Source organism: Micromonospora sp. URMC 105 (assembly GCF_051386295.1).
In the GTDB taxonomy this organism is placed as follows: domain Bacteria; phylum Actinomycetota; class Actinomycetes; order Mycobacteriales; family Micromonosporaceae; genus Micromonospora.
Genome location: NZ_JBPQTL010000044.1, coordinates 14,909 through 28,249, shown reverse-complemented (window position 1 = coordinate 28,249; position 13,341 = coordinate 14,909). Strand labels below are relative to the sequence as shown.

The following is a 13,341-nucleotide window of genomic DNA, read 5'->3' as shown; positions in this document are numbered from 1 at the left end:
TTCGGGGTCGTGCTGCTCGCCCTGCTGGTCACCCGCGGCCTGGCTGGTCTTCCTCACCCTGGTGCTGCTCAGCGCCACCCGGCTGGACCGGGCCACCGCGTACCTCACCTTCGGGCTGCGCTTCGGCTTCCTGGCCACTGCCCTGGTGGTCTGCGTCTACGTGCACACCCTGGTCCGCGAGGGCGCCCGGTGGGACCGGGTGCTGCGCCCGCTGGGCTGGTACTGGCTGGGGGTGGTGGCGCTGGGCTGGCTGGCCGTGCTCGCGCCCACCTTCGCGCTGACCACGCCGGTGGAGATGGCGCTGCCGCAGAGCATCTCGGGGGAGCGGTTCATCCAGGCGCTGACCCACGTGCGGGCCAACGAGTTCAACCCGCAGTCGCGCTCGCCGATCTACCGCACCGCCGCGCCGTACCCGTACACCAACAACTGGGGCACCGCGTACGCGCTGCTGGTGCCCTGCGTGCTGGCGTACCTGACCTCGGTGCGTACCGGGCGGTTCCGGGTGGCGCTGTGGGTGTCGCTGCCGCTGTCGGTGGTGCCGGCGTTCATGACGCTCAACCGGGGCATGTTCCTCGGCCTCGGCGCCGGCCTGCTCTACCTGGGCCTGCGCGCCCTGGTCCGGGGCAACGCCCGGCTGATCGTCTCGATCGCCGGGCTGGTCGTGCTGGTCTGGGTGGTCAGCCTGGTCGTGCCGGTGCAGGAGATGATCGACGCCCGGGTCAGCAGCACCGACACCAACGTCGACCGGATGGACCTCTACGTGCGGACCTGGCAGGCGGTCGAGCGGTCGCCGCTGCTCGGGTACGGGGCGCCGAAGAGCGTGGACACCACCCTCGCCGAGGAGCCGCTGGGCACCCAGGGCCTGATCTGGCAGATCCTCTACAGCCACGGCATCCCCGCGCTGGTGGTCTTCCTCGGCTGGCTGGTGCTGGTGGCCCGGCGGCTGGCCGCCGCGGTCTCCCCGGCCGGGCACTGGCTCAGCACCGTCCCGGTGATCGCGCTGGTGGTCATCCCGGTCTACGCCTACATCGACCCGAACCTCTCGGTCATCTTCTTCGCCGTCGGGGCCGGGCTGGCGGCGGTCGGCGGACCCGTCAACCGGGAGTCCACCGGGCCGTCCACCATGGCCCAGCCGGTGCCGCTGACGCCGTGGCGTACCCGGGGGGTCGGCCGGGCGTCCGTGCCGGCGCCGCCGGTGCCCCTGCCGTCGGCGACCGGGGTGGCGGCGGTCCCACTGCGCCTCCCGGAGCCTTCTCACCCGCCGGCGGCCGGACCGGTGCGGGCGGCGGCCGACGCGTCCACGCCGCCGGTGTCCGCGCCGGACCGGCCGGTCGCGGACCCGCCACGCCAGGGGGGAACGGCATGACCGATCCGGGTACGCGAGCGACCGGCGCGACCGCCACGGCCGTCGCGGACGCCGGTGGCTCGGCCGGCGAGCGGGAGGTACGGCGCAGCACGCGCAGCGGACTGGTCGGGCTGGCCGGCGCGGCGGTCAACGGCGTGCTGGGCTTCGTGCTGACCGTGGTGATCGTCCGTGGCCTGGGGCCGGCCGGCTCCGGGGCGATGTTCACCGCCATCGGCGTGGTGGCGATCATGGGCGTGCTCTGCTGCGCGGGCGCCGACACCGCGCTGGTCTGGGCGCTGCCCAGACGGCGCGCGGGCCGCGACGGTGACGCCGCCCGGTTGCTGCCGGTCGCGCTGTTCCCCGCGCTGCTGCTCACGGTCGTCGTCGCGGCGGCCGGCGTGGCCCTCGCCGGGACGCTCGCGCCGGTGCTCTTCGACCCGGGCACCCGCGAGGGCGCCGGCCTGCTCCGGCTCGCCTTCGCCGGCCTGCCCTTCGTGGTGGCGACGACGGTGCTGCTGGCCGCCGTGCGGGCGGTGCGTCCGGTCGCCGCCCTGGTGGCCGTGCAGTACGTCTTCGTGCCGGCGGCCCGCCCGGCCCTGGTGTCGGCGGCACTGATCGCCGGGGCGGGGGTGACGGTGGCCTTCGCCGGCTGGCTCGTGCCGGTCGCCGTGGCCGTGCTGGTCTGCGCGGCGCTGCTGGCCCGTCCGCTGGGCCTGGGGACCGGCGCCGCGCTGCGCCCGGTCCGCGAGGACTGGCGAACCCTGTGGGGCTTCGCCCTGCCCCGGGCCGCCTCGGCGACCATCGACGCCAGCAGCATGTGGTTGACGGTGCTGCTCACCGCCGCGCTCGCCGACCAGGCCGAGGCCGGCATCATCGGCGCGGTCGGCCGCTACGCCCTGGCCGGGCTGCTGATCATGCAGGGCCTGCGGGTGGCGGTGGCGCCCCAGCTCTCCCGGCTGCTCGGGCAGGGGCGGACCGGCGAGGCGGCCCTGGTCTACCGGCGGATCACCGCCGTGACCATCGCGCTCTCCTGGCCGGGCTACCTGCTGCTGGCCGTGTTCGCGCCCGGTTTCCTGCGCCTGTTCGGCGCGGAGTTCACCGCCGGCGCCGCCGCCATGGTGGTGCTCGCCGGCGCGATGATGGTCAACGCCGGGACCGGCATCGTGCAGACGCTGCTGCTGATGAGCGGCAGCAGCGGGCGGCACCTGCTCGCCGCCGCCACCGGGCTGCTGCTCAACGTGGTGCTGGCCGTGCTGCTGATCCCGCCGCACGGGGCGCTGGGCGCCGCGGTGGCCTGGACCGTCGGCATCGTGGCGGAGAACGTGATCGCGACGGTGGCCGCCCGCCGGGTGGTCGGCGAGCCGCTGATCACCCGGTCGGTGCTGGGCGCCGCAGCGGTCGCCGGCACCGTCACCGCCGTGCTGGCCTCGGCCGGGGCGGCCCTCGCCGGCCGCGGCGTGGCCGGGCTGTTCCTCACCCTCGGGGCGGCGGTGCTGCTCGGCGGCGCGCTGCTGCTGCACCCGGGGGTACGCCGACGGGCGCGGGCGACGGCGCCGACCCTGCTGGGCCGTGGGCCGAGCTGACGAGGAGGACGAGATGACGATGCGCGACAGGGTCAAGGCGCTGGTGCCCGCCCCGGTACGGACCGGCGTGCGCAGCTCGCTGGTCCGCTACGGGGAGCGCACCAGCGACCGGCGCCCGCTGCCGGACTTCCTCGTCATCGGCACTAAGCGCGGCGGCACCACCTCGCTCTGGCGCTACCTGTTGGCGCACCCGCTGGTGCCCCGGCTCTTCCCGGCCTGGAACACCAAGACCTCGCACTACTTCGAGGACACCTTCGCCCGGGGCGAGACGTGGTACCGCTCGCACTTCCCGACGCAGCGGCAGCGGCGGGCGCTGGAACGCCGGTACGGCGGCCCGACCCGGGTGGGGGAGGCCGCACCGCTGTACATGTTCCACCCGCTCGCGCCCGGGCGGGTGGCGGAGCTGATCCCGGCCGTGAAGCTGATCGTGCTGCTGCGCGACCCGGTGGAGCGGGCGTACTCGCACTGGAAGGAGCGGCGCAGCGAGGGCGTGGAGCCGCTGGACTTCGCCGAGGCGCTGGCCCGGGAGGAGGAGCGGACGGCGGGGGAGCGGGAGAAGCTGCTCGCCGACCCGACGTACGTCAGCACCGCCTACGACTGGTACACCTACCGGGCGCGGGGCCGCTACCTGGAACACCTCGAACCGTGGCTGGACCGGTTCGCCCCGGAGCAGCTGCTGATCCTGCCCAGCGAGACGCTGTACCGCGAGCCCGCCGCCACCTACGCCCGGGTGCTGGACTTCCTCGGCCTGCCCGCCCACCAGCTCGACCGGTACGAGGTCTTCAACGACCGGCGCAGCAGCGCGATGGACCCGGCGGTCCGCGCCGAGCTGACCCGGTACTACGCGCCGTACAACGAGGCCCTCGCCAGCCGGCTGGGCATGACCTTCGACTGGGGGAGCTGACCGTGGCGAGCGGGACCCGGACCAACGACGACAACCCGACGGTACGCCGCCGGAGTTCCCTGAACGCGCTGCGCTTCCGCCTGGTCGACTCCCCGGACTCGTACGGCGCGAAGCGCCGGGCGAAGCGGGCGCTCTGGCTGTCGGAGACCTTCCCCGACCTCGCCGAGATGTCCGTGCTCGACCTCGGCGGCCGGGTCGGCAGCTGGTCGACGGTGCCGGTGCGCCCGAAGCACGTGCACGTGGTCAACCTGGAGCCGCTGCCGGCGGAGCTGCCCGACTGGGTGGAGGCCGACCACGCCGACGCCTGCGAACTGCCGCCGGCCATCCTGAACCGCCGCTACGACCTGGTGTTCAGCAACAGCGTGCTGGAGCACGTGGGCGGGCACGAGCGGCGCCGCCGGATGGCCGAGGCGATCCGGGAGCTCGCCCCTCGCCACTGGGTGCAGACCCCGTACCGGTACTTCCCGGTGGAGCCGCACTGGGTGGCGCCCGGCATGCAGTTCCTGCCGGTGCCGGCCCGGGTGGCGGTGGCCCGCAAGTGGCCGCTGGCCTACACCCCGGGCAAGTCCTGGGACCAGGCCATGAAGCAGGTGCTCACCACCGAGCTGATCGGCCGCGCCGAGATGCGCTACCTCTTCCCCGACTCCACCATCCGGGCCGAGCGGATGCTCGGTCTGACCAAGTCCATCATCGCGGTCAGGACGGCCTGACCACCCGTTGGTGATCTGACCGGCGGACGTTCGCGTCCGCAGGGCGGGACGCGCCGGGCGGCACGTCGGGGCGGCGACCGGGCGTGACAGACTGAGCGCTGTGTTGCGCTGGCTGACTGCAGGTGAATCGCACGGTCCCGCCCTCGTCGCCCTCCTGGAGGGGGTGCCCGCCGGGGTCGAGGTGACCACCACCGACATCGCCGACGAGCTGGCCCGCCGCCGGCTCGGCTACGGCCGGGGCGCCCGGATGTCCTTCGAACGCGACGAGGTCGAGGTCATCGGCGGCCTGCGGCACGGCGTCACGCTGGGCAGCCCGGTCGCCATCCGGGTCGGCAACTCCGAGTGGCCGAAGTGGCAGACCGTGATGGCCGCCGACCCGGTCGACCCCGACGAGCTGGCCCGGCAGGCCCGCAACGCCCCGCTCACCCGCCCCCGGCCCGGCCACGCCGACCTGGCCGGCATGCAGAAGTACGGCCACACCGACGCCCGGCCGATCCTGGAGCGGGCCAGCGCGCGGGAGACCGCCGCCCGGGTGGCCGTCGGCACGGTGGCGAAGGCGCTGGTGAAGCAGGCCCTCGGCATCGAGATCGTCTCGCACGTGGTGGAGCTGGGCCCGGTCGCCGCCAAGCCGGGCCTGCGGCCCCGGCCGGAGGACGCCGAGCGGATCGACGCCGACCCGCTGCGCTGCCTCGACCCGGAGGCCAGCGCCCGGATGGTCGCCGAGGTCGACGCCGCGAAGAAGGCCGCCGACACCCTCGGCGGCGTGGTCGAGGTGCTGGCGTACGGGGTGCCGCCGGGCCTGGGCAGCCACGTGCAGTGGGACCGCAAGCTTGACGCCCGGCTGGCCACCGCGCTGATGTCCATCCAGGCCATCAAGGGCGTGGAGATCGGCGACGGGTGGCAGCAGGCCCGCTCCCGCGGCTCCGAGGCGCACGACGAGATCATGCCCACCGCCACCGGCGTGCGCCGGGTCACCGACCGGGCCGGCGGCCTGGAGGGCGGCATCACCACCGGTGAGCCGCTGCGGGTGAAGGCCGCGATGAAGCCGATCTCCTCGCTGAACCGGGCGCTGGCCACGGTCGACGTGACCACCGGCGAACCGGCCACCGCCATCAACCAGCGCTCCGACGTCTGCGCCGTCCCGGCCGCCGCCGTGGTCGCCGAGGCGATGGTGGCGCTGGTGCTGGCCGAGGCGGCCACCGAGAAGTTCGGCGGCGACTCGGTGACCGAGATCCGCCGCAACCTCGCCGGCTACCTCGACGCGCTGGTGATCCGGTGACGAAGCCGGTCTGCGTACTGGTCGGGGCGCCCGGCTCCGGCAAGACCACCGTCGGCGAGGAGCTGGCGGCGCTGCTCGGGGTCGACTTCCGGGACACCGACGCCGACATCGAGCGGCTGGCCGGCAAGCCGATCCCGGAGATCTTCATCGACGAGGGGGAGGCGCACTTCCGTACCCTCGAACGGGCGGCGGTGGCGGCGGCGCTGGCCTCGCACGGCGGGGTGCTCGCCCTCGGCGGCGGCGCGGTCCTCGCCGAGGAGAACCGCGCCGCGCTGGTCGGGCACACCGTGGTGCACCTGTCGGTGGAGCTGCCCGACGCGGTGAAGCGGGTCGGGCTCGGCGCCGGCCGGCCGCTGCTCGCGATCAACCCCCGGGCCACCCTCAAGCACCTGATGGAGCAGCGCCGCCCGCTCTACGCCGAGGTGGCGACCGCGACCGTGGTCACCGACGGGCGTGCCCCGTCGGAGCTGGCCGCCGAGATCGTCGCCCTGCTCAAGCCCTGACCCGCCGGGCGATTCAGCCCCGGGCGATGGTGTCGAGCAGGTCGGCCAGGGCCTTCGGCTCGCTCAGCATCGGCCAGTGACCGGTCGGCAGCCCGTGCAGCTCGGCGCCGGTGAGACCGGCGAAGAACGGGTGGCCCTCGGCGATCATCGCGGCGACCACCTCCACCGGGAAGGTGCACGCCACCAGCGCGGCCGGCACCGCCCGTCCGCCGGTACGCCGCACCGGATCCGTCGCCGCGCCCAGCGGGTGCCCGGTGGACCGGCGTCGCAGCAGCGCCAGCGCGTCGTCGTCCAGGCCGGCCAGATTCTGCGGGTCCTCGGCGGGCTCCCAGGCCGGCGGTGGCAGCAGGTGCCCGTCGCCGATCAGCGCGCGCAGGCGCTCCTGCTCCTCCGGCGGGTTGGTGTCGAACTGGGACACCCCGTCGGGCAGCGGCCCGCTGTCCACGTAGACCACCCGGGCGATCCGGTCCGGCATCCGGTCGGCCGCCTGGAGGACCGGCATTCCGCCGCCGGAGTGCCCGACCAGCACCACGTCGCGCAGCTCCTCCGCCTCGATCAGCCCGGTGAGGTCGGCGGTGTGCGTCTCCAGGCCCACCTCCGGGCCGGCCAGGTGGGCGCGCTCGGCCACCCCGGTCAGCGTCACCGGGTACACGTCGTGGCCGCGCCCGCGCAGGTCGGCGGTCACCTCCCGCCACGCCCAGCCACCCAGCCAGAACCCCGGCACCAGCACGAACGTCGCCATCTCGGATCTCCCTCGTCTCGATGTCCACGGACACCGTAAGCTCGAATCCGGACAGTTTCCGCCCGGTATTGCGAGGTGTCCCGTGTCACATCCCGCGGGTCGGGTGCTGGGGATGCTCGAACTGCTGCAGAGCCACCACCGGCTCACCGGCGTCGAGCTGGCCGAGCGGCTGCGCGTCGACGAGCGCACCGTGCGCCGCTACGCCGCCACCCTGGCCGACCTCGGCATCCCGGTCGCCGCCGAACGCGGCCGGTACGGCGGCTACCGGTTGCGCCCCGGCTACAAGCTGCCGCCGCTGATGCTCACCGACGACGAGGCGGTCGCGGTGCTGCTCGGCCTGGTCGCGGCGGAACGGCTGGGGCTGGGCACCGAGGAGCCGGCGACCGTCACCGCATTGGCGAAGATCCGGCGGGTGCTGCCGGCGTCGCTCGCGGAGCGGCTCGCCGCCGTCCAGGATCACCTCGGCTTGACCCTGCGCCGGGCCGACCCGGCGCTGCGTCCGGCCGCCGGCACCCTGCTCACCCTCGGCGCGGCCACCCGGCAGCGGCGCCGGGTGACGGTGGACTACCGCTCCTGGCGCGGTGACTCGTCGCGGCGGCAGGTCGACCCGTACGGGCTGGTGTTCCACGCCGGCCGCTGGTACGTCACCGGCCACGACCACCTCCGCCAGGAGGTACGCACCTTCCGGCTGGACCGCATCGGCGCGGTCAGCACCGGCCCGGAGACCTTCGCCGTGCCGGACGGCTTCGACCCGGTGGCCCACGTGACCCGCTCACTGGCCGGCGTGCCGTACGCGCACGTCGTGGAGGTGCTGCTGGAGACCGACCTGGCCACCGCCCGCCGCCGCATCCCGCCCAGCGTCGCCGAGCTGACCGAGGTCGCCGACGGGGTGCTGCTGCGGGCCCGCGCCGAGCACCTCGACGGGATGGCGCAGCTGCTCGCCGGGCTGGGCTGGCCGTTCACCGTGCTCGCCCCGGACGCGCTGCGCGACGCCGTCCGCGCCCACGCGACCCGGCTGGCCGGCTGGGCCGACCGGGCCGGCCCCGTCCCGCCGCCCGGCTGAGGCGACGACGGACGCGGCGAGGCTCCCGTGCCCGGATCGATGGGGGCGGCGGGACGCGCGCGGCCGGGACCGGCGGGCGGCGTGCGGGCTCAGGCTGGCGACGGCACCGGCTCGGCGCGGGCGCGCCGGGCCGCCGGCCGCCAGGTCACCAGCAGGGCCAGGGCGAGCAGGATCTCGGCCAGGTCGCCGCCGTAGTACATGAGCGTCGCCGCCGCCCGCAGCTGTGCCACCGGCGCGGCCGCGTCGACCAGGCCGGCGTACATGAGCTGGGCGAGGGTGGCGTGCGCGGCGACCGACAGCCCCAGCACGACCAGCCGCAGCGGCACCCCCGGCCGGTGCGGACCCGGGTCGGGACCGGCGATCGCCCAGGTGAAGAGGTATCCGCTGACCAGGAAGTGCAGCAGAATCAGGGTGTGCAGCCCCGGGTGGGCCAGGGTGGCCCGGTACAGCGGGGTCAGGTGCAGCAGGTAGAGCCCGCCGGCGGTGAGCAGCAGGCCGGTGACCGGGTGGGCGGCGACCCGCAGCGCCGGGTGGCGCAGCACCCGCAGCGCCGCGCGCCCCAGGTCCCGGCGCACCGTGCGCAGCGCCAGGGTGCCGGGCGCGCCGAGCACCAGCCCGAGCGGCGCCAGCATCCCGACCAGCAGATGCCGCCACATGTGCCCGAGCAGGTCGTGGCCGGGGACCATCGCGGCCACCGCGAGCAGCGCGGTGCCCGCGCCGAAACTCGCGGTACGCCAGTGGCTCCAGCCGCCGCGCCCCGGGTCGCGCTGCCGCAGCGCCGCGGCCAGGTAGACCCAGAAACCGAGCAGCGGTACGAGCAGCAGCGGGCCGACGCCGTCGCCGTGCGGCCCGGTCATCGCCGGTCGGCGCAGGTGTCGACCGTGCCGGCGCGGCGCTGCACCAGCCAGCCGGCGGCGATCAGGGCCACGCCGAACAGCAGGAAGCCGATGTCCCAGGCCGTCTGGTGGGGGCCGCCGCGCACGTGGTGGATGCCCAGCAGGTGGTGGTCGATCAGCCCCTCGACCAGGTTGAACAGCCCCCAGCCCACCAGCGCCCAGCCCCACAGAACGCGGGAGCGCCAGAGCCGCCCGCGGGAGCGGGTCACCCGGGCGTAGAGCAGTGCCAGCCCGGTGAGCACCGCCACCCAGGTGACCACGTGGAAGATCCCGTCCCAAAGGGTGTTCATCTGCAGACCCGGGACGGTGTCCACCGGGTACGCCCGGATGCCGACGTTGTCGCTGTCGGTGCTGCTGAGCAGGTGGTGCCACTGGAGCACCTGGTGCAGGACGATGCCGTCGGCGAAGCCGCCGAGCCCGACGCCGAGGATGGTGGCGGGCAGCCGGATGTCAGCGCCGTCGATGGTCGTGGTGGCCATGGGGAAACCTCCGCCGTCCCGGGTCGATGCTTCCGCCGTGCCCGCGTCCCGCCCGGCTAAACGTCGCGCCCGCCCGGCGCGTCACGGCTCCACCAGGTGGACAGCGCCCGTCCGGTGCCCCGAACTGCACTAGGCTGCCCTGCGATGAACGAGGTGACCCGGATCCCGGTCGGCGGCGAGCGGCCGTACGACGTGCTGGTGGGACGAGACCTGCTCGATGCGCTGCCGCGGCTGCTGCCCGGCGCCGACCGGGTCGCGCTGCTGTTCGCGCCGCCGCTCAAGGACCTGGCCGACACGCTGGCCGAGCAGCTGCGCGCGCTCGGTGCGGCGCCGCTGCCGATCGAGGTGCCCGACGCCGAGGCGGGCAAGCGGATCGAGGTGGCCGCCGACTGCTGGGAGCGGCTCGGCGCGGCCGGCTTTACCCGTACCGATGCGGTGATCGGCGTGGGCGGCGGCGCGGTGACCGACCTGGCCGGCTTCGTGGCCGCCTGCTGGCTGCGCGGGGTGCGCTGGGTGCCCGTGGCGACCTCGCTGCTCGGCATGGTGGACGCCGCGGTCGGTGGCAAGACCGGCGTGAACACCGCCGCCGGCAAGAACCTGGTCGGCGCGTTCCACCCGCCGGCCGGCGTGCTCTGCGACCTGTCGACGCTGGACAGTCTGCCCCCGGCCGACCTGGCCGCGGGGATGGCCGAGGTGGTCAAGTGCGGCTTCATCGCCGACCCGGTGATCCTCGACCTGGTCGAACGGAACCCGGCCGCCGCCGTCGACCCGACCGGCCCGGTGGCGCGGGAGCTGATCGAACGGGCGATCCGGGTCAAGGCCGACGTGGTCTCCGGTGACCTGCGCGAGTCCGGGGTGCGGGAGGTGCTCAACTACGGCCACACCCTGGCCCACGCGATCGAGAAGGCCGAGGGCTACCGCTGGCGGCACGGGCACGCCGTCGCGGTCGGCACCGTCTACGCCGGTGCCCTGGCCCGGCTGGCCGGGCGGCTCGACGCGGCCACCGCCGAGCGGCACCGGTCGGTCATGGCCGCGCTCGGCCTGCCCACCAGCTACCCGGCCGGCGCCTGGCCCGAGCTGCTGGCCGCGATGCGGGTGGACAAGAAGGCCCGGGGCAGCAAGCTGCGCTTCGTGGTGCTGGACGGCCTGGCCCGGCCGGCGATCCTCGAAGGGCCGGACGACGAGCTGCTGCACGCCGCCTACCGGGAGATCTCCTCGTGAGGGTGTACGTGCTGAACGGGCCGAACCTGGGGCGGCTGGGCACCCGGCAGGTCGACGTGTACGGGTTGACCAGCTACGCCGACCTGGTGACGCTCTGTGTGGACACCGGTCGCGAGTTGGGGCTGGACGTCATCGTCCGGCAGACCGACGCCGAGCACGAGCTGCTGGGCTGGCTGCACGAGGCGGCCGACGAGCAGGCGGCGGTGGTGCTCAACCCGGCCGCCTGGTCGCACTACTCGATCGCGGTCCGGGACGCCTGCGCGTTGCTGCGCGGGCCGCTGGTGGAGGTGCACATCTCCAACATCCACGCCCGTGAGGAGTTCCGGCACCACTCGGTGGTCTCCGCCGTGGCGACCGGGGTGATCTGCGGCCTGGGCGTCGACGGCTACCGCCTCGCCCTGCACCACCTGGCCAGCCGCCTCGGCGCGACCGGCTGAGCGGTCCCGACGCCGAACGCCCCCTGCCGGGCCGTCTCCCGGGCCTACGGCCTGTCCGACGGCCCGCGGCGTGACCGACGAATCGCGGCCTGACGGCGGTGCACGGCCTGGTCGACGCGATCGCCGTCGACTGCCGGGCGCGCCGCCTGCGGCGCGCTGTCGTCGACGCTCACCGTGAGTGGTCGGCGGCACATGCAACGCTCGGTGACGTGCGACTCCCCGCCGCCAGCCTCCCCTGGCCCCTTTGCTCTGCTGCCCTGACGGCGACACCGGGCGTGAGCTGGGCAGCTGGCTCGTCGCGCGATCGGACCCTGCTGCGGGCCCGGGCACGTTCGGTGACTGTCGCGTCCAGGGCAGCAGAGCAAAGGGGGCGGCGGGGGTGTGCGGGGTGGTGCGAAAGGTGACGCACGGTGACCGGGAGGGCGGCGTCGGTCGGGCCGGGCGGAGGCGGAGTCGCCGGTTGGACACAACTAGTAGACTTGCCAGGTCTGTCCGCCAATTGATGATCAAGGCAGGAAATGGCATCCACCAACGACCTCAAGAACGGCCTGGTACTCAACCTCGACGGGGAACTCTGGGCCGTCGTCGAGTTCCAGCACGTCAAGCCCGGTAAGGGTGGGGCGTTCGTCCGTACGACGCTGAAGAACGTGCTGTCCGGCAAGGTCGTCGACAAGACCTTCAACGCGGGCACCAAGGTCGAGACCGCGACCGTCGACAAGCGCACCATGCAGTACCTGTACGCCGACGGCGAGGACTACGTCTTCATGGATCTGGAGACGTTCGACCAGATCACCGTCCCCGGCGGCACCGTCGGCGAGGCGGCCAACTACCTCCTCCCCGAGGCCGAGGCGACCGTCGCCACCCACGAGAGTGTCCCGCTCTACATCGAGCTGCCGACCTCGGTCGTGCTGGAGGTCACCTACACCGAGCCGGGTCTGCAGGGCGACCGGTCGACCGGCGGCAACAAGCCGGCCACCGTCGAGACCGGCGCGACCGTGCAGGTACCGCTCTTCATCACCACCGGCGAGAAGATCAAGGTCGACACCCGCGACGGCCGTTACCTCGGCCGAGCCTGATGGCCGAGGGTCCCAAGCAGCAGATGCCGTCGCGCCGCAAGGCGCGTAAGCGGGCGCTGGACGTGCTCTACGAGGCCGACCTGCGCGACCGGCCCCCGGTCGAGGTGCTCGCCGGCTACGTCGAGCGGATCGAGAAGCCGCGGCCGGAGCACCTGGGCTACGCGGTCGGCCTGGTCGAGGGGGTCGCGACCCACCTCGCCCGGATCGACGAGGTGATCGCCAGCTACGCCGAGGGGTGGACGCTGGACCGGATGCCGGTGGTCGACCGCAACCTCGCCCGGATCGCCGTCTACGAGCTGCTCTACGTCGACGAGATCGACGACGCGGTGGCGATCAGCGAGGCGGTCGAGCTGGCCCGGCAGATGTCGACCGACGACTCGCCGCGCTTCCTCAACGGCATCCTCGGGCGGATCGCCGAGTACGCCACCCGCTGACGCGGCGGCCGGGCGTGCCGGTGCTCCGGCACCGACCGCCCGCAGATGCAGGAAGGGCCCGTGCCGTCCGGCACGGGCCCTTCGCAGTGCGAACCGTCAGGACGCGAAGAACGCCCGCGGGTCGGCGACCAGCACACCGTGCTCGGTGAGCCGCTCGATCAGGCCCGACGGCGAGGCGTCGTACACGATGGCGAGGGCACGCAGGTCGTCGGCGCGGATGGAGAGCACCCGGCCGTTGTAGTCGCCTCGCTGCTGCTGGATCGCGCGGGCGTACCGGGCGACGTAGGCGAGGTCCTCGGAGGCCTCGTCGTAGAGCCGCTCCAGGTCCAGGACGATCTTGCTGGTGGGCTCGTGCCGCACCCCGCTGCCGTCGGGCAGCAGCTCCGAGACGGGAACGCGGTAGAAGTCGGCCAGCTCCGCCAGGCGGGACACGGTGACGGCCCGGTCGCCGCGCTCGTACGAGCCGACCACCACGGCCTTCCACCGCCCGTTCGACTTCTCCTCCACACCCTGCAGGGACAGGCCCTGCTGCTGGCGGATGGAGCGCAGGCGGGCGCCCAGCGACTTGGCGTATTCAGAGGGCATTCGGACACTCCCAGTGCTGCTGTGGGGTTCTCCCAGCGATCGCTACGGAGCGTGACGGTACGGGGATTGCGACACGTGGTCAAG

15 protein-coding genes are annotated in these 13,341 nt (G+C 74.2%); 11 read left to right on the top strand and 4 right to left on the bottom strand.

The window, feature by feature from the left end; all coding sequences use genetic code 11:
- The first annotated feature begins 61 nt into the window (after positions 1-61).
- The 6 genes from ACSNN7_RS16260 (at position 62) to ACSNN7_RS16235 (ending at position 6,324) form a co-directional block, all read left to right on the top strand.
- On the top strand, positions 62-1,366 hold the full coding sequence (locus tag ACSNN7_RS16260; RefSeq protein ID WP_436681639.1) for an O-antigen ligase family protein: 1,305 nt from the start codon (positions 62-64) through the stop codon (positions 1,364-1,366).
- Positions 1,363-2,928, top strand: a complete 1,566-nt coding sequence (locus ACSNN7_RS16255; protein ID WP_436681638.1) for a lipopolysaccharide biosynthesis protein — start codon at positions 1,363-1,365, stop codon at positions 2,926-2,928. Before ACSNN7_RS16260 ends, ACSNN7_RS16255 begins: the two co-directional genes overlap by 4 nt.
- A 19-nt stretch (positions 2,929-2,947) precedes the next feature.
- Complete coding sequence (locus tag ACSNN7_RS16250) at positions 2,948-3,832, top strand: sulfotransferase family protein (protein ID WP_436681654.1); 885 nt, start codon at positions 2,948-2,950, stop codon at positions 3,830-3,832.
- 59 nt (positions 3,833-3,891) lie between these two features.
- On the top strand, positions 3,892-4,542 hold the full coding sequence (locus ACSNN7_RS16245) for a methyltransferase domain-containing protein (RefSeq protein WP_436681653.1): 651 nt from the start codon (positions 3,892-3,894) through the stop codon (positions 4,540-4,542).
- Positions 4,543-4,642: 100 nt separating this feature from the next.
- Positions 4,643-5,821, top strand: coding sequence for a chorismate synthase (gene aroC / locus ACSNN7_RS16240; RefSeq protein ID WP_436681637.1), 1,179 nt, complete (start codon positions 4,643-4,645; stop codon positions 5,819-5,821).
- Complete coding sequence (locus tag ACSNN7_RS16235) at positions 5,818-6,324, top strand: shikimate kinase (RefSeq protein ID WP_436681636.1); 507 nt, start codon at positions 5,818-5,820, stop codon at positions 6,322-6,324. Before aroC ends, ACSNN7_RS16235 begins: the two co-directional genes overlap by 4 nt.
- 13 nt (positions 6,325-6,337) lie before the next feature.
- Here the strand turns inward: ACSNN7_RS16235 and ACSNN7_RS16230 are convergent, their stop codons facing one another.
- A complete protein-coding gene (locus ACSNN7_RS16230) occupies positions 6,338-7,066 on the bottom strand; it encodes an alpha/beta fold hydrolase (protein ID WP_436681635.1) in 729 nt (242 codons plus the stop codon).
- 82 nt (positions 7,067-7,148) lie between these two features.
- Between ACSNN7_RS16230 and ACSNN7_RS16225 the strand changes: the two genes are divergently transcribed.
- Entirely contained in the window at positions 7,149-8,129 is a 981-nt protein-coding gene (locus tag ACSNN7_RS16225) for a helix-turn-helix transcriptional regulator (RefSeq protein WP_436681634.1), read from the top strand.
- 89 nt (positions 8,130-8,218) lie between these two features.
- Here the strand turns inward: ACSNN7_RS16225 and ACSNN7_RS16220 are convergent, their stop codons facing one another.
- Both ACSNN7_RS16220 and ACSNN7_RS16215 read right to left on the bottom strand, forming a co-directional pair.
- Positions 8,219-8,986: a cytochrome c oxidase assembly protein gene (locus tag ACSNN7_RS16220; protein ID WP_436681633.1), complete on the bottom strand. Its 768-nt coding sequence runs from the start codon at positions 8,984-8,986 to the stop codon at positions 8,219-8,221.
- Entirely contained in the window at positions 8,983-9,504 is a 522-nt protein-coding gene (locus ACSNN7_RS16215; protein WP_436681632.1) for a DUF2243 domain-containing protein, read from the bottom strand. The genes ACSNN7_RS16220 and ACSNN7_RS16215 overlap by 4 nt, the downstream gene beginning before the upstream one ends.
- A gap of 144 nt (positions 9,505-9,648) precedes the next feature.
- Between ACSNN7_RS16215 and aroB the strand changes: the two genes are divergently transcribed.
- From aroB to nusB, 4 genes are all read left to right on the top strand, one after another.
- Positions 9,649-10,725, top strand: a complete 1,077-nt coding sequence (gene aroB, locus ACSNN7_RS16210) for a 3-dehydroquinate synthase (protein ID WP_436681631.1) — start codon at positions 9,649-9,651, stop codon at positions 10,723-10,725.
- Complete coding sequence (gene aroQ / locus ACSNN7_RS16205) at positions 10,722-11,162, top strand: type II 3-dehydroquinate dehydratase (RefSeq protein ID WP_436681630.1); 441 nt, start codon at positions 10,722-10,724, stop codon at positions 11,160-11,162. Before aroB ends, aroQ begins: the two co-directional genes overlap by 4 nt.
- 518 nt (positions 11,163-11,680) lie before the next feature.
- On the top strand, positions 11,681-12,238 hold the full coding sequence (efp, locus tag ACSNN7_RS16200; protein WP_018785069.1) for an elongation factor P: 558 nt from the start codon (positions 11,681-11,683) through the stop codon (positions 12,236-12,238).
- A 23-nt stretch (positions 12,239-12,261) separates the two neighbouring features.
- Positions 12,262-12,672: a transcription antitermination factor NusB gene (nusB, locus tag ACSNN7_RS16195; protein ID WP_436681652.1), complete on the top strand. Its 411-nt coding sequence runs from the start codon at positions 12,262-12,264 to the stop codon at positions 12,670-12,672.
- Positions 12,673-12,768: 96 nt separating this feature from the next.
- Here nusB and bldD read toward each other — a convergent pair whose 3' ends face one another.
- Positions 12,769-13,257: a transcriptional regulator BldD gene (bldD, locus tag ACSNN7_RS16190; RefSeq protein ID WP_013285505.1), complete on the bottom strand. Its 489-nt coding sequence runs from the start codon at positions 13,255-13,257 to the stop codon at positions 12,769-12,771.
- Positions 13,258-13,341: the final 84 nt, after the last annotated feature.

Excerpts from the sequence above, each read along its gene's own strand:
- ACSNN7_RS16255 (WP_436681638.1), top strand. The coding sequence starts at position 1,363 with ATGACCGATCCGGGTACGCGAGCGACCGGCGCGACCGCCACGGCCGTC.
- ACSNN7_RS16250 (WP_436681654.1), top strand. The coding sequence starts at position 2,948 with ATGCGCGACAGGGTCAAGGCGCTGGTGCCCGCCCCGGTACGGACCGGC.
- ACSNN7_RS16230 (WP_436681635.1), bottom strand. The coding sequence starts at position 7,066 with ATGGCGACGTTCGTGCTGGTGCCGGGGTTCTGGCTGGGTGGCTGGGCG.
- ACSNN7_RS16220 (WP_436681633.1), bottom strand. The coding sequence starts at position 8,986 with ATGACCGGGCCGCACGGCGACGGCGTCGGCCCGCTGCTGCTCGTACCG.
- ACSNN7_RS16215 (WP_436681632.1), bottom strand. The coding sequence starts at position 9,504 with ATGGCCACCACGACCATCGACGGCGCTGACATCCGGCTGCCCGCCACC.
- aroB (WP_436681631.1), top strand. The coding sequence starts at position 9,649 with ATGAACGAGGTGACCCGGATCCCGGTCGGCGGCGAGCGGCCGTACGAC.
- efp (WP_018785069.1), top strand. The coding sequence starts at position 11,681 with ATGGCATCCACCAACGACCTCAAGAACGGCCTGGTACTCAACCTCGAC.
- nusB (WP_436681652.1), top strand. The coding sequence starts at position 12,262 with ATGCCGTCGCGCCGCAAGGCGCGTAAGCGGGCGCTGGACGTGCTCTAC.
- bldD (WP_013285505.1), bottom strand. The coding sequence starts at position 13,257 with ATGCCCTCTGAATACGCCAAGTCGCTGGGCGCCCGCCTGCGCTCCATC.